Raw genomic sequence first — 20,510 nt, 5'->3', positions numbered from 1 at the left:
CGCCCGCGCCGCGCAACCGAAGCAAGGGAAACACCATGGAAATGAACGCACTGGAGGCCGTCAGCGGCATCCGCATCGACGGCAGCCGCCTCTGGAATTCGCTGATGGAGCTGGCCCGCATCGGCGCCACCGACAAGGGCGGGGTGTGCCGGCTGGCGCTGAGCGAACTGGACCGGCAGGGCCGCGACCTGGTCTGCGCCTGGGCCCGGGAGCTGGGCTGCAGCGTGCGCGTGGACGCCATCGGCAACATCTTCATGCGCCGCCCCGGCCTGCGCGATGACTTGCCCGCCGTGATGACCGGCAGCCATATCGACACCCAGCCCACCGGCGGAAAATTCGACGGCAATTATGGGGTGCTTGCAGGCATCGAGGTCCTGCGCACGCTGCACGAGCGCGGCATCGCCACCGAAGCGCCGCTGGAAGTGGTGGTGTGGACCAATGAGGAAGGCTCGCGCTTCGTGCCCGTGATGATGGGTTCCGGCGTGTACGCCGGCGCGTTCACGCTGGAGCACGCGCTGGCCGCGCGCGACCGCGACGGCGTCAGCGTGGACGAAGCGCTGCGCGCCATCGGCTATGCCGGGCCGGAGCCGGCGCGGCCCGGCGATGTCAGCGCCTACTTCGAGGCGCACATCGAGCAGGGCCCCATCCTGGAAGACCGCGGCATCACCATCGGTTCGGTGCAGGGCGCCCTGGGGCAGCGCTGGTACGACGTCGCCATCACCGGCCAGGAGGCGCATGCCGGGCCCACGCCGATGGAACTGCGCCGCGACGCCTTGCTGACCGCGTCCAGGCTGGTGCTGGAGGTCAACCGGATTGCACTGGAGCATGCGCCGCATGGCCGCGGCACGGTGGGCTGCATCGACAGCTTCCCGAACTCGCGCAACGTGATCCCGGGCCGCGTGGCGCTTACCGTGGACCTGCGCGCCGCCGACGATGCCACGCTGGACAGCATGGCCGCGGCATTTGCGCGCGCCTGCGAGGAACTGGCCGAGCCGGGCCGCTTCCAGGTCGACAGCAAGGAGGTCGTGTACTTCCCGCCGCAGCCCTTCGAGCCCCGGCTGGTGCAGGCCATCCGCGACGGCGCGCGCACGCTGGGCCTGGATGCGCTGGACGTGATCAGCGGCGCGGGCCATGACGCCGTCTACATGGCGCGGGTGGCGCCCACCGCCATGATCTTCGTGCCGTGCAAGGACGGCATCAGCCACAACGAGATCGAGGACGCGCAGCCCGAGCATCTGGAGGCGGGCTGCAATGTGCTGCTGCATGCCATGTTGCGCTGTTGCGGGCATATCCAGTTTTCTGATGGGGGCGCGCAATGAAGGCGCTGATCGCGAGGCTGAATCACGAGACCAACACCTTCTCGCCGGTGCCGACGCCGCTATCCGCCTTCGGCAACGGCGGCCCCGCCTACGATGCGGCGGCCTATGAGGAGAACAAGGGCAAGCGCACCGCGATGTCGGCGTTCATCGACCTGGCCGAAGCGCGCGGCGCCGAGCTGGTCACGCCGGTGTCGGCCACCGCCTATCCCAGCGGCCGCGTCGACGGCCAAGCCTATGCCGAGCTATGCGACCGCATCGTGGCCGCCGCCCGGGGCTGCGACGTCATCCTGCTGGACCTGCATGGCGCCATGGCGGTGGAGACCACCGACGACGGCGAGGGCGACCTGCTCGAACGGCTGCGCGCCGCCGCGCCGGACGTGCCGGTAGCCGTGGCGCTGGACCTGCACGGCAACGTCACGCAGAAGATGATGGACAACGCCGACGTCATCGTCAGCTTCAAGACCTATCCCCACATCGACATGTACGAAACCGGCGAGCACGCCGGCAGGCTGCTGCTTGCGGGCATGGACGGCGGGTGCAAGCCGGTCATGGCATGGCGGCGTCTGCCGCTGGTGTCGCATTCCCTGCGCAGCAACACGGCCGAAGGCGCCATGCGCGCAGCCGTCGCAGCGGCGTGCCAGGCCGAGGCCGCGGGGACGCTGGGCGTATCGGTGCTGGCGGGCTTCGGTTTGGCCGACATCCCGCATCCCTGCGTCAGCGTGGTCGTGGTGGCCGACGGCGACCGCGCCGAGGCGGAGCGCGTGGCGGGCGAGATCGCCGCCCTGATCTGGGAACAGCGCGACGGCTTCTTCTACGACAGCGAGCCGCTGGCCGAGTCGCTGGCGCGCGCCAAGGTCCTGGCCGAAGGCGCAAGCAAGCCGGTGCTGCTGCTGGACCATGGCGACAACTGCATGAGCGGCGGTACCTGCGACACCCTGGACGTGCTGATGGCTGCGCTGGATGCCGGATTGGAAGGGATTCAGGCCGGGCTGTTTTGCGACCCCGAAGCCGTGGCCGAGCTGACCCGCGCCGGCGTCGGCGCCACCGTCGAGCTGCCGGTGGGCAACAAGCGCGCCATCGGCGAGATCGGCCGGGCGGCGCAGCCCGTCACGCTGCGCGGCACCGTGCGCGCGCTCAGCAATGGCGAGTACGTGATCACCGGTCCCACCTATACCGGGCAACTGGCCTGCATGGGCCGCAGCGCGGTGCTGGACATAGGCGCTGCGCAACTGGTGCTGACCGAACAGACCCACGAACCCTGGGATCTGGGCGTGTTCCAGAGCCTGGGACTGGATCCGTCCCGCGCCCGTTACGTGCTGGTGAAGTCGCGCATGTACTGCCGCCCGGTGTTCGTGCCGATCTCCCAGGCGCTGGTCGAATGCGACAGCCCTGGCGTGACCAGCTCAGACTGGTCGCTGTTCGAATTCCGCAGGCGCGCGCGGCCGCTGTATCCGCTGGAACCCATGGCGGCGGCGGACTACGATCCTCGCGCGGGCGGCCGATAAACCCGCCGGAAAGAGGAGGGCGCCGCACGCTGCAGCTGTGGCGCCCGGGCAACGGACACTCTCAAACAAAAAGTAACATAAATGAGAATGATTCCGTTTGTCGTAGAATGGGGCGCTCAGTAATTCCAGTCCCCTTTGGTGCAGCCGGCCCGGCAAGGCCCCGGCCTTCCGGCACATTCCAGACGCATCCGTAATTCTTAGTGCGCGCGTGACCCCATCGGGATTTTGATCTCTGCCTGCGAACTTCCCGACATGAAAATCCGAACTCTTGCCTGCATGGCCGCCGCGCTGCCGTGCTATCTCCCCGTTGTCCAAGCCCAATCCGCGTCCGATCAGGCCGGCTCCGTCGTTTCCATGGACGCCATCAAGGTCGAGGCCAGCGCCGATGCCTCGGCCGGCGGCCTGGCCGAGCCCTTCGCCGGCGGACAGGTTGCGCGCGGCGGCCGCATCGGCCTGTTCGGCACCCAAGACATCATGGACACGCCGTTCAGCATCACCAGCTATACCAATGAACTGATCCAGGACCGTCAGGCCCGCAGCGTGGGCGACGTGCTGCAGAACGACCCGGGCGTGCGCGTGGCGCGCGGTTTCGGCAACTTCCAGGAGTCGTACTTCATCCGCGGCTTCATCCTGGGTTCGGACGACGTGGCCTATAACGGCCTCTACAGCCTGCTGCCGCGCCAGTACATCGCCACCGAACTGTTCGAGCGCGTGGAAGTCCTGCGTGGAGCCTCCACCTTCCTGACGGGCGCGGCTCCCGGCGGCGGCGGCATCGGCGGGGTGATCAACCTGGTACCCAAGCGCGCGCCGAACGAACCGTTGACCCGCGTCACCACCGGAGTGTCCAGCGGCGGGCAGTTCCAGTTGTCCACCGACATCGCCCGGCGCTTTGGCCCTGGCGATAGCACCGGCATCCGCTTGAACGCCGCGCAGCGCAGCGGCGACACCGGCATCGACGATGAACATTCGCGCACCAGCCTGGTATCGCTGGGCCTGGATTGGCGTTCGGCCGATACGCGCTTGTCTGCCGACATCGGCTGGCAGGAGAACAAGCTCAAGCGCGCGCGGCCCAACGTGACGCTGGGCGCCGGCGTCACCAAGGTGCCGGACGCGCCCGACGCCAGCTCCAACTATGCGCAGCCCTGGTCGTACTCGAACGAGCGCGATGTTTTCGGTACCGTGCGCGGCGAACATGATTTCAGCGACAAGCTGACCGCCTATGCGGCCTTTGGCATGCGCCGCAGCGACGAAGCAAATTCGCTGGGCAACGTCACGCTGACCAACGGCAGCACGGGCGCGGGCACCTTCTACCGCTTTGACAATACCCGCGAAGACAGCGTGAACACGGGCGAACTGGGCCTGCGCGGCAAACTGCGCACGGGGCCGGTGGGCCACGAGTTCGTCGTGTCGGCATCCTTCTTCGACCTGAAGAAGAAAAATGCCTATGTGATGGACTGGCAGAACACGTATCCCACCAACATCTACAACCCGATTTCGTATGACAAGCCGCCATTCAGCGCCACCGCGCTGCGCGGCAATGACCTGGACGATCCGGCGCTGCAAGGCCGCACCCGCCTGAGCAGCTACGCCATCGGCGACACGTTGTCGTTCCTGGACGACAAGGTGCTGCTCACGGCCGGCATCCGCCATCAGCGGCTGTCGCAACGCGACTACGCGTACAACACCGGCAAGGAAAACGGCGCGTACGACGCCAGCCACAATTCGCCCGCCGCGGGGCTGGTCGTCAAGGTCGCGCCCAGCGTTTCGCTGTACGCGAACTACATCGAGGCGCTGGTCGCGGGGCCGACCGCTCCGGCCAATGCCGGCGGCAAGCCGGTGCCCAACGCCGGCCAGAGCCTGCCGCCGTTTGTCTCCAAGCAGAAGGAAATCGGCGCGAAGTACGAGGGAGATGGCATGGGGGCAGGATTGGCCTTGTTCTCCACCGACAAGCCGCGCGCCATGTATAACGCCAGCAACGAGCTGACGACCTCGGGCAAGGACCGCCACCAGGGCGTCGAACTCACGATGTACGGCGAACCCATCAAGAGCGTGCGCCTCTTGGGCGGCCTGACCTGGCTGGATGCCACGCAGCGCTCCACCGGCAACCCGTCCATCGACGGCAACCGCGTGATCGGCGTGCCGCGCTTCCAGGCCAACATGGGCGTGGAATGGGACATTCCCGGCGTGCCGGGCCTGGCGGTGGACGGCCGCGTGGTCTATACCGGCGCGTCCTACGCGGACGACGCCAACACGCTCAAGGTGCCGGGCTGGACCCGCTTCGATGCGGGCCTGCGCTACATGATGGACGTGGACGGCCACGTCGTGACGCTGCGCGCCCGCGTGGACAACATCGCCAACCGCAACTACTGGTCGTCGGTGGGCGGATATCCCGGCAACGGCTATCTGGTGCTGGGCGGACCGCGTACCTTCTCGCTCAGCGCGAGCATGGACTTCTGAGTTCAGGCGGCGGCGTTCACCAGAACCAGCCGCCGCGCGTGAGATCGCTCTCGCAGCTCTTGTACTGCGCGGCGAACTTCTGGGCCCGCGCCTGCACCTTCTGCGATACGGTCTTGAGCCAGGCCTTGCGGTCATAGCTGCGGTTGCGGTAGCCGGTCCAGCCCTCGTGGTAGTTCAGGTACTGGCCGTAGGCGTCGGACTTGGACACGCCGTTGATGCGCTGGGTCTTGTTCATGTACCAGCCCATGAAATCCAGCGCGTCGGCGAAGTCGTCGCGGCTGGAACCCCAGCCTCCCGCATCTTTCTTGTAATCGTCCCAGGTCTCGTCCTTGACCTGGGCGTAGCCGTAGGCGGAACTGACGCGGCCCCAGGGGATGAAGCCCAGGAAGTAGTAGCGCGGCGGCACCGCGTCATGCTTGAAGGACGATTCCTGGTACATCATGGCCATGGGCACCGGCACGGGCGCACCCCATTTCTTCTGCACCTTCAAGGCGGCATCGTGCCAGTCCGGCTTTTCGCGAAAGATGGCGCAGATGTTCTCGGGATTCGAGGGCGGCGCGGTGGCGCAGCCGGCGAGCGCCAGCAATAGCAGCGGCGGCAGCAAAAGCCGGGTCATTGGCGGTCTTCCTCCGGAGATCGGGGCAGGGGTGGGGGGCGGATGTCACAAGTTACCGCGATTGTATGAAAACGTATCGCAGAAAAAGTTCCGTCCCTGAAATTTTCAGACCTGTGCCGCATGCGCCAGGCAAAGAAAAACGGCCCCGGATTGCTCCGGGGCCGTCTTGCAGGCGATGCAGCCAGGCTGCTGTGCCCGATGCTTAGACTTCGATGACGTCAGCCACGTCCTTGTAGTCCGCGATCTTGTCGAAGTTCAGGTACTGGTAGATCTGGTCGCCGCTCTTGTTGATGACGCCCATGTCGGCCATGTACTCGTCCTTGGTCGGGATGCGGCCCAGCTTCGAGCAGATGGCGGCCAGTTCGGCCGAACCCAGGTACACGTTGGTGTTCTTGCCCAGGCGGTTGGGGAAGTTGCGGGTGCTGGTCGACATGACGGTCGCGCCTTCGCGCACCTGCGCCTGGTTGCCCATGCACAGCGAGCAGCCCGGCATTTCCGTACGGGCGCCGGCGGTGCCGAACACGCCGTAGTGGCCTTCCTCGGTCAGCTGGGTGGCGTCCATCTTGGTCGGGGGAGCGACCCACAGCTTGACCGGGATGTCGCGCTTGCCTTCCAGCAGCTTGGAGGCTGCGCGGAAGTGGCCGATGTTGGTCATGCAGCTGCCGATGAACACTTCGTCGATCTTGGCGCCGGCGACTTCCGACAGCGTCTTCACGTCGTCGGGGTCGTTCGGGCAGGCCACGATGGGTTCGTGCACGTCGGCCAGGTCGATCTCGATCACGGCGGCGTATTCGGCGTCGGCGTCCGGCTCCAGCAGCTTGGGGTCGGCCAGCCAGGCTTCCATGGCCTTGATGCGGCGGCCCAGCGTGCGCTCGTCTTCGTAGCCGTTGGCGATCATCCACTTCAGCATCACGATGTTGCTGTTGATGTACTCGATGATCGGTTCCTTGTTCAGGCGCACCGAGCAGCCGGCGGCCGAACGTTCGGCGGAAGCGTCCGACAGTTCAAAGGCTTGTTCGACCTTCAGGTCGGGCAGGCCTTCGATTTCCAGGATGCGGCCGGAGAAGATGTTCTTCTTGCCTTGCTTGGCCACCGTCAGCAGGCCTTGCTTGATGGCGTACAGCGGGATCGCGTTGACCAGGTCGCGCAGGGTCACGCCGGGTTGCAGCTTGCCCTTGAAGCGGACCAGCACCGATTCCGGCATGTCCAGCGGCATCACGCCGGTGGCGGCGGCAAAGGCGACCAGGCCCGAGCCGGCCGGGAACGAGATGCCGATGGGGAAGCGGGTGTGCGAGTCGCCGCCGGTGCCGACGGTGTCGGGCAGCAGCATGCGGTTCAGCCAGGAGTGGATCACGCCGTCGCCCGGACGCAGCGACACGCCGCCGCGGGTGCTGATGAATTCAGGCAGCGTGTGGTGCGTCTTGACGTCCACGGGCTTCGGGTAGGCGGCGGTGTGGCAGAACGACTGCATCACCAGGTCGGCCGAGAAGCCCAGGCAGGCCAGGTCCTTCAGCTCGTCGCGGGTCATGGGGCCGGTGGTGTCCTGGCTGCCGACCGAGGTCATCTTCGGTTCGCAGTAGGTGCCCGGGCGGATGCCCTTGCCTTCGGCCAGGCCGCAGGCGCGGCCGACCATCTTCTGGGCCAGCGTGTAACCCTTGCCGGTGTCGGCCGGGTCCTTGGGCAGGCGGAACAGCGTCGAGGCCGGCAGGCCCAGCGCTTCGCGCGCCTTGGCGGTCAGGCCGCGGCCGATGATCAGCGGAATGCGGCCGCCGGCGCGCACTTCGTCGAACAGCACGTCGGACTTCACTTCGAATTCGGCGATGACTTCGCCGTTCTTCAATGCCTTGCCTTCATAGGGGCGCAGTTCGACCACATCGCCCATTTCCATCTTGGAAACGTCGAGTTCGATCGGCAGGGCGCCGGCGTCTTCCATGGTGTTGTAGAAGATCGGGGCGATCTTGTTGCCCAGGCACACGCCGCCGAAACGCTTGTTCGGCACGAAGGGGATGTCTTCGCCGGTGAACCACAGCACCGAGTTGGTGGCCGACTTGCGCGACGAACCCGTGCCGACCACGTCGCCGACGTAGGCGACCAGGTGGCCCTTTTCCTTCAGGGATTCGATGAACTTGACCGGGCCGCGCTTGCCGTCTTCTTCCGGTTCGAACGCGGCGCCGTCGCGCTTGTTCTTCAGCATCGCCAGGGCGTGCATCGGGATGTCGGGGCGGGTGGTGGCGTCGGGAGCCGGCGACAGGTCGTCGGTGTTGGTTTCGCCGGGCACCTTGAAGACGGTGATGGTCAGGCTTTGCGGCAGTTCCGGACGGCTGGTGAACCATTCGGCGTCGGCCCAGCTCTGCATCACGGACTTGGCGTTGGCGTTGCCCTTGTCCGCCTTTTCCTTCACGTCGTGGAAGGCGTCGAACATCAGCAGGGTCTTCTTCAGCGCATCGGCGGCGATGGTGCCGATTTCAGCGTCGTCCAGCAGGTCGACCAGCGGGCCAATGTTGTAGCCGCCCAGCATCGTGCCGAGCAGTTCAGTCGCCTTGGCGCGGCTGATCAGCGCACAAGCTTCCTTGCCCAGGGCCACGGCGGCCAGGTACGAAGCCTTGACCTTGGCGGCGTCGTCCACGCCGGCCGGCACGCGGTGGGTCAGCAGGTCGACCAGGTTCTGCTCTTCGCCAGCGGGCGGGTTCTTGAGCAGTTCGATCAGTTCAGCGGTTTGTTTGGCCGTAAGGGGCAGCGGGGGGATCCCCAGAGCCGCGCGTTCGGCAACGTGTTGGCGGTAATTATCCAGCATGTGAGGCCTGCTCAAAGTCGGGTTGGAAGAAGGGTTGTTCGCCGAATTGTAGAGGGAACAGGGGGACGCAAGCAAATGTCTTATATCTTATATAAGACTTGGGTCCATAGCTGTTGCTTAAGGGCGACGGGCCGGTGCGCCCGGGGCGGCGCCGGGAAGGCCGGCGGGCGGCGCCGGCCGGGAGCGTTCCGTCAGAGCGGCCTAGCGCGGCCCGGCGTCGTACACCACGCCCACCCGCGCGAAATTGCCGCCGTACTGCTTGACGTCGACCTGGAACGGCGCGCTTTCCTCCGGCTTGAGCCTGGGCAGCCGCAATTCCTGGAAAACCGCGCCGGTCAGCTTGTCCTGGGCGTCGTACAGGCTGATCCAGACCTTGACGTTCTCGACCTCGGCCTGGCTGTCGTTGCGCACGCGGCCGTGCACGGTCACGTACTTGTAGCGGAAGCGGTAGCTGAAGTTCAGGGTGCCGGTGCCGACCTGGGCCTCGGTGTTCTCGACCGTGATCGCCAGCTTGGGGCGGGGGCCGGGCAGCGCGGCGCGCTTGGCGGGCAGCCAGTCGGTCTTGACCTCGGTGTAGCGGTCGACGCGGCCGGTCAGTGCCACCGGCACGCGTTCGCCGGGGTACAGGCGCGCCGGCAGGCTCCAGGCCTGGCGCAGGTCCAGCCGGTTGGAACCATCGAACACCGCGATGTTGGCCTTGGGCGACAGGGCGACGAACTGGTCGCTGGTGTTGACCAGTTCGGCATACAGGACCGGACGCTCGATCTCGTCGAGCAGGCGGCGCGGCGCGGACAGCTTGAGCGCGCTGGCGTCGAACAGGGCGAAGTCCGGATCCAGCAGCTCCTCGGTGGTCAGGCGCACGTGTTCGATGATTCGAGCGTCGGCCGGGCTGACGCGCACGATGCGGCTGGGGAGCGCTTCCTCCTTGGACGCGCCTGGCGAGGTGGCGTGGCTTTCGCTTTGCACCATGTAATCGTAGGAGGCGACCCGGCCCTCGGCCAGCATCTCGCAGCGCACGTCGAAGGAGGTCAGCGCGTTTGGTGCCAGCGGGCTGGCGGCGCCGTAGCCATTGCCGGTGCCGATCAGCTTGCCATCCTCGCCGTACAGCATCACCGTGATCTGGCTGCTGTTGGCGGCGGTGGCGCCGTTGTTCTTCAAGAGACCGACCAGGCGATATGTGCCGTCGTTGCGCACCAGCTGTATCTTGCTGGCGGCCACGTCGTTGTTCTTGTCCCGCGCCAGCGTCGGCTGCGAGACCTGCAGCGTATAGCGGCTATAGGCCTGGCTGGGGGTGGAGATGATGACGGGCGTGTACTCGCCCGGCTGCAGCGAACGCGCCGGCGCCGAGCCGGAGTTCGACGGCAGCGACAGGTCGCCCTGGAAGAATGAGGCCGTGACGCGCGGCACGTCGATCTTCTTGCCGGTCTCGTTGCGCATGATCATGACCAGCTGCGTGCGGTCGCGGACCCGGATCTCCTGCACGTCCGTCAGCTTGACCAGCGACGCGTCGATGGGAGGCGGCGCCGGCGGCTGCCGCGTGATGGTCGGCTTGGAACCGAGCATGGAGGCAACCAGCGGGACCACGAACACGGCGGCGACGGCGACCGCGATCGCCGCGATGGCGCGCGGACCGAGCTGCGGCTTGGGAGCCGGCTGCTGCATCCCGCGCAGGATCTTCTCCAGCCGCTGGGCGACGTTGTCTTCGACCAGCGTGACCGCATGGCAATGGCTGCAGCGGTATTCGTTGGTGTCCAGCTTGGTGAATTGGGCGCTGCCGCAGGTCGAGCAGGTCAGCGTCACCGTGTTGATCGTGGTCTGTTTGGGCGTCATTCTCGCAGCCGTGCGCGCCGTATCCAGACGGCGCGGCGGACGGCGCGGCGGGAGCAAGGCGCAAGGGATTTACAGGGCGGCAAGGATAGCGGCAGGGCGCGCCAGTCATGGTGCACGAGCGCATCCAGTTGTGACAAAGTGTGTGGCCGAGCGTCCCGGTGCTATGATCGCCGGCGGAAAAAACCGATCCGAAACCCCTAACGCTGTTCCCCGTCGATCCGCTCCCGCGCCGCGCAACGCGCCGCCCCGGGCAGAGCCGAGGCAGGTCAGGCTCTCCCATTAGCATGAGCATTTCCCAATATTTGCTGTTTCTCGCCTGCGTGGCGCTCGCCACCTATGCGCAGACCATGACGGGCTTCGCCTTCGGGCTGGTGCTGTTGGGCCTGTCGGGCGTGTTCCAGCTGGCTTCCGTATCCGAAGTGGCCAACGTGGTCAGCGTGCTGTCGCTGGTGAACGCGGCCGTGACGCTGGCGCGCGCCAAGCCGCAGGTGAACTGGTCGCTGATGCGGCCCGCGATGGCCAGCAGCCTGGTCGGCGTGGGGGCGGGGGTGGCCGCGCTGGCCTGGATCAGCGGCTCCATGGGCGTGCTGCTGCAATTGCTGTTGGGCTGCACCATCCTGGGCTGCGCGGTGCTGCTGATCGCCCGCGCGCAGCCGCTGTCGCATGTGTCCTCGCGCGGTTCGTTCGTGTTCTTCGGCGCGATTTCGGGCGTGCTCGGCGGACTGTTTTCCAGCGCGGGGCCGCCCATGGTCTATCACCTGTACCGCCAGCCCCTGCCGCTGGCCGCCATCCGCAACAGCCTGCTGATTCTGTTTTCGCTCAATGCGATCGTGCGCCTGGCGCTCGTGACCGGGCAGGGGGCCTTCATGGCCTCGTCGTTCTGGTTGAGCCTGCTGGCCTTGCCGATTGTGATCGGCGTCACCTGGGTGGCGCGCCGTTACAGCACGGCCGGCTCGATGAAGACCGTCAAGCGCATGGTGTTCGTGCTGTTGCTGGCGGCCGGCATGGGCTTGATCGTGCCGGCCTTCAAGGCGCTCGCGGCGGGCTAGCCGCGAGTCCGTCGCTTGGACCGCGCGGCGTCAGCCGCGTTCGCCGGTGATGTAGCGTTCGAGCTCGTGGATGATGAACTTCTGTTCGCTCATCACGTCCTTGACCAGGTCGCCGATGGAAAGCAGGCCGACCAGCTTGCCGTCCTCGATGACAGGCAGATGACGGAAGTGGCGCTCCGTCATCATTGCCATGCAGTGTTCGCGCGTGTCCGCGCGGCTGACGTAATAGACGGAATCGGTCATGATGTCGCGCACTTTCGTGGTGCGCGAGGAGCGGTCCTGCAGCACGATCTTGCGGGCGTAGTCGCGCTCGGTCAGCATGCCCAGCACCGCGTCGCCCTGGACCACCACCACGGCGCCGATGCTGCGTTCCGCCATGATTTTGACGGCTTCGAAAACCGACGCGTCTGGTGAAACCGTCACGACGGAATGATTGGCTTTTTCCCTGAGTATCTCAGCAACTGTCTTCACGATGCGCTCCCGGATCGCTGGTGAGGATAAAACCCATGCTCCATCCTAAGCCTGGCGGCCGTGTTGCCGCAAGCGGCGCGCTTATTTCGCATTCTTGTCCCGGAACGCCTGGCTGGCCATTTCGCGCAGGTTGCGCGTGGCGCTGCGTTCGGTCGCGGGGTTCCATGCCATCGAAATGCCGATCGTTGCATCCGCGGGAAAATCGGCCAGCGTCTTGTAGACGACGTTGGTGCCGGGCAGGCGCCGCCCGCCCGCGGGCACCAGGGCCACGCCCAGGCCGCTTTCCACCAGGCTGAGCAGCGTCTGTACCTGCACCGCTTCCTGCGTGATGCGGGGTGTGAAGCCGCGCAGCTGGCAGGCGTTGATGGCGGCCATGCGCAGGCCGGCAGCCTCGGTGGCGGTGTACATGATGAAGGCTTCGTCGGCCAGGTCCGCCAGGCGGATGCGGCCGCGCCGCGCCAGCGGATGCGTCTTGGGCACGGCCAGCGCGAAGTTCTCGGTCGTCAGCGGCGCGAGCCGCACGTTCGATCCCATCGCCACCGGCACGCGCACGATGCCGATCTCCAGCGTGTCTTCTTCGAGTTCCTGCATGATGCGTATGGAAGTGGCTTCGCGCAGCACCACGGTGACGCCGGGATAGCGTTGCCGGTACTGCGGCAGAATGCGCGGCAGCACGCCGTGCGTGGCCGACCCCACGAAACCGATGCGCACGGTGCCGCCTTCGCCCGCGGCGCCGGCGCGCGCCGCCTGCCGGAACTGCTCGGCGTGGAACAGGGCGCGGCGCGCCTCGTCCAGCGCGGCCAGGCCCGCCTCGGTGAGTTTCACGCCCTGGCGGCCGCGCAGGAACAGCGGCACGCCCACCATCTCTTCGAGCTTGCGTATCGAGACGGACAGGGGCGGCTGCGACATGTGCAGTTTTTCGGCCGCGCGGTGGAAATTCAGCGTTTCGGCCAGGACCAGGAACTGCTGCAGATGACGGAAATCCATGGGGGCGCTCCGGATGGCGTTGGGCATGGATGATATGAAGTTCGTATCAATGGGGGTATTGGTGCTATCCCTTCGGTATCGGGCGTTCAGGCCGCGCATGCCCCGGGCACAAGACGGCGGCGGTATGATGGAACGCATTACAAGGAGGAAACACCATGAATGAAGTCATCGTCGCTTCCGCAGTCCGTACCGCCATCGGCGATTTCGGGGGCGCGCTGAAAGACGTGCCGCCCTGCGACCTGGGCGCCACCGTCATCAAGGCCGCGCTGGAACGCGCCGCCGTCAAGGGCGACGAGGTCGGCCACGTCGCCGTGGGCCACGTTATCAACACCGAGCCGCGCGACATGTACCTGTCGCGCGTGGCGGCCATGAACGCCGGCATCGCCAAGGAAACCCCCGCTTTCAACGTCAACCGCCTTTGCGGTTCGGGCCTGCAGGCCATCGTGTCCGCCGCGCAGACCATCATGCTGGGTGACGCCGAAATCGCCATCGGCGCAGGCGCTGAAAGCATGAGCCGCGCACCCTACATCGCGCCGGCGCAGCGCTGGGGCGCGCGCATGGGCGACAGCGTCATGCTGGACATGATGACCGGCGCGCTGTCGGATCCGTTCGGCCGCATGCACATGGGCGTCACCGCCGAGAACGTGGCGGCCAAGTTCGGCATCAGCCGCCAGGACCAGGACGCCGTGGCGGCGGAATCGCATCGCCGCGCCGCGGCCGCCATCGACGCGGGCTACTTCCGCGACCAGATCGTGCCGGTGGTGATGAAGTCGCGCAAGGGCGAAGTGGTGTTCGACACTGACGAACACGTGCGCCGCGACGTTACGGCAGAAAACCTCGCGGGCTTGAAGCCGGTGTTCCAGAAGGAAAACGGCACGGTCACGGCGGGCAACGCCTCGGGCCTGAACGACGGCGCGGGCGCCGTGGTGCTGATGAACGCCTCGGTCGCGGCCAAGCGCGGCGTCAAGCCGCTGGCGCGCCTGGTGGCCTACGCCCACGCGGGCGTGGACCCCAACATCATGGGCATCGGTCCGGTGCCGGCCACGCAGGCCGCGCTCAAGCGCGCCGGCCTGACGGTGGACCAGCTGGACGTGATCGAAGCCAACGAAGCGTTCGCGGCGCAAGCCTGCGCCGTGTCGCGCGAGCTGAAGCTGGATCCGGCCAAGGTGAACCCCAACGGCAGCGGCATCGGCCTGGGCCACCCCATCGGCGCCACCGGCGCGATCATCACCGTCAAGGCGCTGCACGAACTGCAGCGCGTGGGCGGGCGCTATGCGCTGGTCACCATGTGCATCGGCGGCGGCCAGGGCATTGCCGCCATCTTCGAACGGATCTGAAGCGGCAGGGGGCGCCTTGGGGCGCCCAGTCGCTAGTCAGCCCCCTCGCTGCGCGAGGGGGCTTTATTTTTCCAGGTAATCCTGGGCCCACGCCTGGCACTCGGCGCGCAGCAGCGCGCCCATCTGCGCCCGCCGCGGCGCGTCCAGCCGGCTGCTGATCGCGCCGAAGCTGAATGCCACCCAGGTCAGTTCCGACACCCGGAATGCCACGCCCACGCCCGACACGCCGGGCGTGATGGTGTCCACGATTTCCGAATAGCCCGCTGCGCGCGCCTGCCTGACCGATTTCATCAAGCCGGCGCTGGATGCGCCGATCTGCGCGTAGGCGGCGGAGTGCCGCGCGTACAGCGCGGCGATTTCCTCGTCGGACAGGGCGGCCATCAGCGCCAGGCCGCCCGCGCCCACGCCCAAAAGACGCCGCTCCCCCTGGTCGATGGTGAATACCTTGACGGGGAATGAGCCAGCCTCGCGCAGCAGGCACAGGGCGTAGTCGCCCTGGCGTATCACCAGGAACACCGTGTCGCCCGACAGGCGCGCGAGCTTTTGCGCGAACGGACGCAACGCGTCCAGGAGCGGCGTGCGCCGCAGCGCCGCGAATCCCAATTGCATGGAATCCACGCCCAGGCGGTAGCGCCGGGTCTTGGCGTCGCGCTCGGCGAATTGTTCTTCCAGCAGGCAGCTGAGCAGGCGGTGCGCGGTGGAGCGTTCCAGCCCGGCCTCGGCCATGACGCCCTGCAGGTCTATGCCGTCTTCCTGGTGCTGCGCCAGTACGCGCAGCAGGCCCAGGGCGCGCCGCATGCTCTGGGTACCGCCTGTAGAACCGCTGTTGTTCATAATATGGGAAATAGTGATCGAATATTTTGTATTTTAGGATTCAAGGTGCGTTAATTCAATCCAGTCGACCGCGCCGCCTCTCAAGGCGCGGCAGAACAAGGATGAGGAGACCATGGAATACGCCACCCTGGCCGTCGAGCGGCACGACTCGGTATGCCGCATCAGCCTGGCGCGCGAATCCGCGCGCAATGCCCAAAGCCAGCAAATGCTGGACGAGCTGGATGACGCGTTGACGCGCGCCGAACAGGACGACTCGGTGCGGGTCGTGGTGCTGGCCGGCCGCGGCGCGCACTTTTCCGCGGGCCATGACCTGAAGGAAGCCCAGGCCAAGCGCGCCGATTTCACGGTGGAGGAGCGCTGGGATTACGAGTCGCGCCGCTACTACGGCTATTGCATGCGCATCTGGGACTTTCCCAAGCCGACGGTGGCGCAAGTGCAGGGCGCCTGCGTGGCGGGTGGTTTCATGATTGCGAACATGTGCGATCTGGTGGTGTGTTCCGACACGGCGTACTTTTCCGATCCCGTCGGTCACACGTTGGCGGCCGCCGCCACCGAGGTCTTGATCCATCCCTGGGTCATGGGGCTGCGCAAGGCGAAGGAAATGCTCTACACCGGCGAAAAGGTGGATGCGCAGGAAGCGCTGCGCATCGGCATGGTGAACCGCGTGGTGCCCGAGTCCGAGCTGGACGCCGCGACCCTGGCGCTGGCGCAGCGCATCGCCCAGGCGCCGCCTTTCGGCCTGCGTCTTATCAAGCGCTCGTTGAACCGTACCGCGGACGCGCAGGGTTTCCGCACCGCCCTGTCGGCGCATTTCGATACGCACCAGCTGTCGCACATGAGCGAAGAGTTCCAGGCCGTGCGCGACCGCGGCTTGGCCCAGGCCATCCAGCGCAACAAGAAGGGTGAAGCCGCATGACCCTCTCTCTGGACCCTTTGCTCAACCCGCGCTCCATCGCGATGATCGGCGCCAGCGCCGACGCCGGACGCATCGGCGGCATGCCGCTGGACCTGCTGACGCGCTTCGGCTACGCGGGCGGCATCTATCCCGTGAATCCCAAGTACCAGGAAGTGTTCGGCCGCCGCTGCTGGCCCGACATCGAGTCCCTGCCCGAGCCCGTGGACCTCGCGGTGCTGGCCATCGCGGCGGCGGACGTCACGCCCATGCTGCGCCGTTGCCACGCAAAGGGCGTGCGCGCCGCCATCGTCTACGCGGCGGGATTTGCCGAAGCGGGCGGCGAGGGCGCGCGCCTGCAGGACGAGCTGGAGGCATTCGTGGCGGAAAGCGGCATGGCCGTGGCCGGTCCGAATTGCATGGGCTTCGCCAATCTGAACACGCAGGCCTACACGGCGTTCGCCTCGGTCTTCAAGACCGCGCCGGCGCAGACGGGGCCGGGCAAGGTCAGCCTGCTGACGCAGAGCGGCAACGTGTGCGCGGCGGTGTACGCGATCGCGCGCCGGCTGGACCTGCCGTTCTCGCATTTCATCAATACCGGCAACGAAGCCTGCCTGGATTTCTCGCAGTACCTGGAATACCTGGCGGCGGATCCGCAGACGGAAATCGTGCTGGGCTATATCGAGCAGCTGCGCGACGGCGACCGCTTCAAGCGCGCCTGCCGCGAGCTGGAGCGCCAGGGCAAGCTGCTGATTGCGCTGAAGGCCGGCACCACGGACAAGGGCGCGCAGGCGGTGCAGTCGCATACCTCGGCGCTGGCCGGGGACCGGCGCGTGTACGGGGCGGCCTTCCGCCAATTGAATGTGATCGAGGCCACCGATTTCGCGCAGATGGCGCATCTGGCCAGCCTGGCCACGCTGCGCCACCGCATGGCGGGCAAGCGCGTCGCGGTGCTGACCATGTCGGGCGCGCTGGGTGCGATCCTGGCGGACAAGTTCATCGGCGCGGGGCTGGACCTGCCCGATCTGCCGCCGGAACTGCAGGCGGTGCTGCGCGGCGGGATTCCCGACTACGGCATGGTCGGCAATCCGGTGGACGTGACCGGCAACGTGGTCAACGATCCCGCGTTCGTGCACACCGTGCTGGAAGCGCTGGCCACCACCGATGCGATCGACGCCGTCGTCGTCTATGCGCCCGGCTACATGCTGGACCGCATGGCCGACGCGCTGACGGACGTGTCGCGCCGGCACCAGCGCCTGTTCGTCGCCATCGACACCGGCCTGGCCCAGAGCCGCGCAGCCTTGCGCGATGCCGAGGTGGCCGTGTTCGAGGACTTGGGTCTCGCGGTCGCGGCCCTGGCGCCTTACCTGCTGTGGTGCGAGGCGCGCGGCGTCAAGCGCATCGCGGCGGCGCCGCAACTGGACGCGCCAGCGGTGCCGGCCTTGCCCTGCAATGAAGCGGATGCGCGCGGATACGTGGCTGCTTTCGGACTGCCGCAAGCGCGGGTCAACGTGGCCGCGAACGCGGATGACGCCGTGGCGCAGGCGCGGGCGGCCGGATATCCGGTGGCCTTGAAGGTACTGAGCGCCGACATCGCGCACAAGACCGAGGCGGGAGGCGTGGCGCTGAACCTGTCCGACGCCGACGCGGTGCGCCGCGCGTACGGCGAGGTGACGCGGGCGGCGGCCGCGGCGCAGCCGGGCGCGCGCATCGACGGCGTGATGGTGCAGAAGATGGAACGCGGCGTGGCCGAGATCATCGTCGGCGCCACGCGCGATCCTGTCTTCGGCCCGGTGCTGACCGTGGGGCTGGGCGGCGTGCTGACCGAGCTGTACCAGGACACCAGCCACCGCCTGTTGCCGGTGGACGAGGATATTGCGCTGCAAATGCTGCGGGAACTCAAGGCCTACGCGTTGCTGGACGGTTATCGCGGCAAGCCCCGGGCCGACGTGGCGGCCGCGTGCCACAGCATCGTGGCCGTGGGCAATGCCTTGCTTGCCGCGCCCGCGCATGTGGCGGAAATCGAAGTCAATCCATTGCTGATCAGAGAGGCGGGACAGGGCGTTGCAGTACTGGACGCGCTGATCCTGCCCGCAACCCGTAGCGCCTAGCGCGCAATCCATCCCAGGAGGAGACAAGCATGATGAAGAAAATATTGGCCGGCGTCGCGCTGGCTTGCATCGGCGTCACGGGTCCGGCCATGGCCCAGGACAGCTATCCCAACCGCCCGATACGCATCGTGGTGCCGTTCTCGCCCGGCGGCGCGACCGACATCATGAGCCGCCTGCTGGCGGAAAAGCTCAGCGGCAAGCTGGGCCAGCCGGTAATCGTGGAAAACAAGCCGGGCGGCGGCACCATGATCGCGTCCGACTACGTCTCGCGCGCCGAGCCCGACGGCTATACCTTGCTGATGGCGGCGTCGTCGCTGGGCATCGCGCCCAGCATCTACGCCAAGGTGAACTACGACCCGATCAAGGACTTCGCGCCCATCAGCCAGGTGGCCTCGGTGGTGCACGTGCTGGAAGTCCATCCCTCGGTGCCGGCCAAGAACGTGGGCGAGCTGATCGCCTACCTGAAGGCGAATCCGGGCAAGGTCAGCTACGGCTCGGTCGGAACGGGCAGTTCGACCCACCTGGAGGCCGAACTCTTCAACAGCATGGCGGGCGTGCAGATGACGCATATCCCGTACAAGGGCAGCGCGCCGGCGCTCAACGATCTGGTGGCGGGCCGCCTGCAGGTCATGTTCGACGCCTGGGCCTCGTCCGGGCCCTTTGTGAAGGACGGCAAGCTGCGCGTGCTGGCCGTGACCACCGCCCAGCCCTCGGCCTCGGTGCCGGACCTGCCGACCGTCGCGGCTTCGGGCCTGCCGGGCTATTCGGCCATGCCCTGGCTGGGCCTGGTGGCGCCGGCGCGCACGCCGCAGCCGGTGGTGGACAAGATCTACAGCAACCTGGCGCAGATCCTGCAACAGCCCGACGTCAAGGCGCAGTTCACGGGCCTGGGGCTGGACATCATCGGCAGCGACCCCAAGACCTTCGCCGCTTTCATCCGCCAGGACGTGACCACCTGGGCCAAGGTCGCGCGCGATTCGAACATCCGCCTGGAGTAATGGCATGACGCAGTTGGAAAGCGCCGCGCGGGAAGACGAGGCGTTCCGCCTGGACCTGCGCGGCTGGCTGGCAGTGGCCTACGCCGGTTTCGTCAAGGACTGGCCGGGCGGGGCCGAGCCGCGCAGCCTCGATTTCCGGCGGGCATGGGAAGACACCCTGTGCGCCAACGGCTGGTCCGGTTTGGGCTGGCCCAAGGAGCACGGGGGGCGCGCCCTGCCGCTGTCGCGGCAGGCGGTGTTCCACGAAGAGCACGCGCGCTGCGGCGCGCCGCTGGGCGTGAACCTGATCGGGCACGGCATCCTGGCGCCGACCCTGCTGCATTTCGGCACCGAGGCGCAGAAGCGCCGCTTTCTGCCCGGCATCCTGTCGAACCGCGAGGTCTGGTGCCAGGGTTATTCGGAACCGGGCGCAGGTTCCGACCTGGCGGCGGTGCGCACGCGGGCGGAGGCTGCGCCGGGCGGCTATCGCTTGAACGGCCACAAGATCTGGACCTCGTTCGCCGACCGTGCGCAGTGGTGCTTCGTGCTGGCGCGCACCGATGCGCAGGCGCCCAAGCACAAGGGGCTGAGCTTCCTGCTGGTCGACATGCGCAGCGCGGGCGTGCGGGTCGAGCCCATCCGGCAGATCACGGGCGAGGCCGAATTCTGCGAGGTGTTCTTCGAGGATGTGTTCGTGCCTGAAGACTGCCTCTTGGGCGCGCCGAACCAGGGCTGGAAGATCGCCATGGCCGCGGCCAGCTTCGAGCGCGGCACCTACTTCATCCCGCGGCTGGTGCGCTTCGCGCAGGAACTGCGCCAGGTGCGCGAACTGGCGTTGCGCGCCGATGCCTACGGCCACGTGCCGGCGTCTTCGGCCGCGGTGCGCCATCAGTGGGCGCGGCTTGCGGCCGACAGCCACGTGCTGGCGCTGAAGTCGCAGCGCGCGCTGGCGGGCGCGATGCGCGGCGATCCGCCGGGGCCGGAGGGGTCGTCCACCAAGATCCATTGGAGCGAGGCGCATCAGCGGCTGCTGGAACTGTCGCTGCAACTGCTGGGCGAGGATGCCTGCCTGGCGGACGACGCGAGCGACGCGCATGCCGCCGAACTGACGCACGCCTACCTGTGGTCGCGCGCCGAAACCATATTGGCCGGCACCTCCGAAATCCAGCGCAATATCATTGCCGAGCAGATGCTCGGCCTGCCCAAGGCTTGAACCTCATGGATCTGCATCCGACCGAAGACCAGCGCATGCTGGATGACGCGGCCCGGCGTTTTCTGGCCGACCGCCATCCGCCGGCCGCGGCCCGCGCCGCGGCCGGCAAACCCTATGA

General features: G+C 67.2%; 15 protein-coding genes. 9 read left to right on the top strand and 6 right to left on the bottom strand.

Annotated elements, in window-relative coordinates:
* Positions 1-35: 35 nt before the first annotated feature.
* The 3 genes from N5C88_RS28055 to N5C88_RS28045 all read left to right on the top strand — a co-directional run bounded on the left by N5C88_RS28055 (position 36) and on the right by N5C88_RS28045 (position 5,281).
* Positions 36-1,319 (top strand): Zn-dependent hydrolase, encoded by a 1,284-nt coding sequence (locus N5C88_RS28055; RefSeq protein WP_280016657.1) that lies wholly within the window; start codon positions 36-38, stop codon positions 1,317-1,319.
* Complete coding sequence (locus N5C88_RS28050; protein WP_280016656.1) at positions 1,316-2,824, top strand: M81 family metallopeptidase; 1,509 nt, start codon at positions 1,316-1,318, stop codon at positions 2,822-2,824. The genes N5C88_RS28055 and N5C88_RS28050 overlap by 4 nt, the downstream gene beginning before the upstream one ends.
* A gap of 252 nt (positions 2,825-3,076) precedes the next feature.
* Positions 3,077-5,281 carry a TonB-dependent receptor gene (locus N5C88_RS28045; protein WP_280016655.1) on the top strand — a complete coding sequence of 735 codons (2,205 nt, stop codon included), beginning with the start codon at positions 3,077-3,079 and terminating at the stop codon, positions 5,279-5,281.
* A 16-nt stretch (positions 5,282-5,297) separates the two neighbouring features.
* Here the strand turns inward: N5C88_RS28045 and N5C88_RS28040 are convergent, their stop codons facing one another.
* From N5C88_RS28040 to N5C88_RS28030, 3 genes are all read right to left on the bottom strand, one after another.
* Complete coding sequence (locus N5C88_RS28040; protein WP_054452962.1) at positions 5,298-5,897, bottom strand: hypothetical protein; 600 nt, start codon at positions 5,895-5,897, stop codon at positions 5,298-5,300.
* Positions 5,898-6,099: 202 nt separating this feature from the next.
* Positions 6,100-8,691 (bottom strand): bifunctional aconitate hydratase 2/2-methylisocitrate dehydratase, encoded by a 2,592-nt coding sequence (gene acnB, locus N5C88_RS28035; RefSeq protein WP_118932535.1) that lies wholly within the window; start codon positions 8,689-8,691, stop codon positions 6,100-6,102.
* Positions 8,692-8,892: 201 nt separating this feature from the next.
* Positions 8,893-10,521: an FxLYD domain-containing protein gene (locus N5C88_RS28030; protein ID WP_251882061.1), complete on the bottom strand. Its 1,629-nt coding sequence runs from the start codon at positions 10,519-10,521 to the stop codon at positions 8,893-8,895.
* Between the two features lie 284 nt (positions 10,522-10,805).
* On the opposite strand from N5C88_RS28030, the gene N5C88_RS28025 reads away from it, so the two are divergent.
* On the top strand, positions 10,806-11,570 hold the full coding sequence (locus N5C88_RS28025) for a sulfite exporter TauE/SafE family protein (RefSeq protein WP_059372315.1): 765 nt from the start codon (positions 10,806-10,808) through the stop codon (positions 11,568-11,570).
* A gap of 30 nt (positions 11,571-11,600) precedes the next feature.
* Here the strand turns inward: N5C88_RS28025 and N5C88_RS28020 are convergent, their stop codons facing one another.
* On the bottom strand, positions 11,601-12,041 hold the full coding sequence (locus N5C88_RS28020) for a CBS domain-containing protein (protein ID WP_059372318.1): 441 nt from the start codon (positions 12,039-12,041) through the stop codon (positions 11,601-11,603).
* A gap of 81 nt (positions 12,042-12,122) precedes the next feature.
* Entirely contained in the window at positions 12,123-13,028 is a 906-nt protein-coding gene (locus N5C88_RS28015; RefSeq protein WP_059372321.1) for a LysR family transcriptional regulator, read from the bottom strand.
* Between the two features lie 155 nt (positions 13,029-13,183).
* Here N5C88_RS28015 and bktB point away from each other — a divergent pair, with 155 nt between their 5' ends.
* Positions 13,184-14,365: a beta-ketothiolase BktB gene (gene bktB / locus N5C88_RS28010; RefSeq protein WP_054452951.1), complete on the top strand. Its 1,182-nt coding sequence runs from the start codon at positions 13,184-13,186 to the stop codon at positions 14,363-14,365.
* Between the two features lie 63 nt (positions 14,366-14,428).
* Here the strand turns inward: bktB and N5C88_RS28005 are convergent, their stop codons facing one another.
* A complete protein-coding gene (locus tag N5C88_RS28005) occupies positions 14,429-15,163 on the bottom strand; it encodes an IclR family transcriptional regulator (RefSeq protein WP_223283363.1) in 735 nt (244 codons plus the stop codon).
* A gap of 148 nt (positions 15,164-15,311) precedes the next feature.
* Here N5C88_RS28005 and N5C88_RS28000 point away from each other — a divergent pair, with 148 nt between their 5' ends.
* From N5C88_RS28000 to N5C88_RS27985, 4 genes are read left to right on the top strand one after another with little or no spacing between them, the layout of a single operon-like run.
* A complete protein-coding gene (locus tag N5C88_RS28000) occupies positions 15,312-16,115 on the top strand; it encodes an enoyl-CoA hydratase (RefSeq protein ID WP_118932534.1) in 804 nt (267 codons plus the stop codon).
* Positions 16,112-18,202 (top strand): acetate--CoA ligase family protein, encoded by a 2,091-nt coding sequence (locus tag N5C88_RS27995; RefSeq protein ID WP_280016654.1) that lies wholly within the window; start codon positions 16,112-16,114, stop codon positions 18,200-18,202. Before N5C88_RS28000 ends, N5C88_RS27995 begins: the two co-directional genes overlap by 4 nt.
* A 29-nt stretch (positions 18,203-18,231) precedes the next feature.
* On the top strand, positions 18,232-19,200 hold the full coding sequence (locus N5C88_RS27990; RefSeq protein ID WP_280016653.1) for a tripartite tricarboxylate transporter substrate binding protein: 969 nt from the start codon (positions 18,232-18,234) through the stop codon (positions 19,198-19,200).
* Between the two features lie 4 nt (positions 19,201-19,204).
* Positions 19,205-20,392, top strand: coding sequence for an acyl-CoA dehydrogenase family protein (locus N5C88_RS27985; RefSeq protein ID WP_280016652.1), 1,188 nt, complete (start codon positions 19,205-19,207; stop codon positions 20,390-20,392).
* The last annotated feature ends 118 nt before the right edge of the window (positions 20,393-20,510 follow it).

The sequence above is a fragment of the Achromobacter sp. GD03932 genome (genome assembly GCF_029839485.1).
In the GTDB taxonomy this organism is placed as follows: Bacteria; Pseudomonadota; Gammaproteobacteria; order Burkholderiales; family Burkholderiaceae_B; genus Achromobacter; species Achromobacter bronchisepticus_A.
Note: the sequence above shows the minus strand (reverse complement) of the source record. Positions and strands in the feature narration are given on the sequence as shown.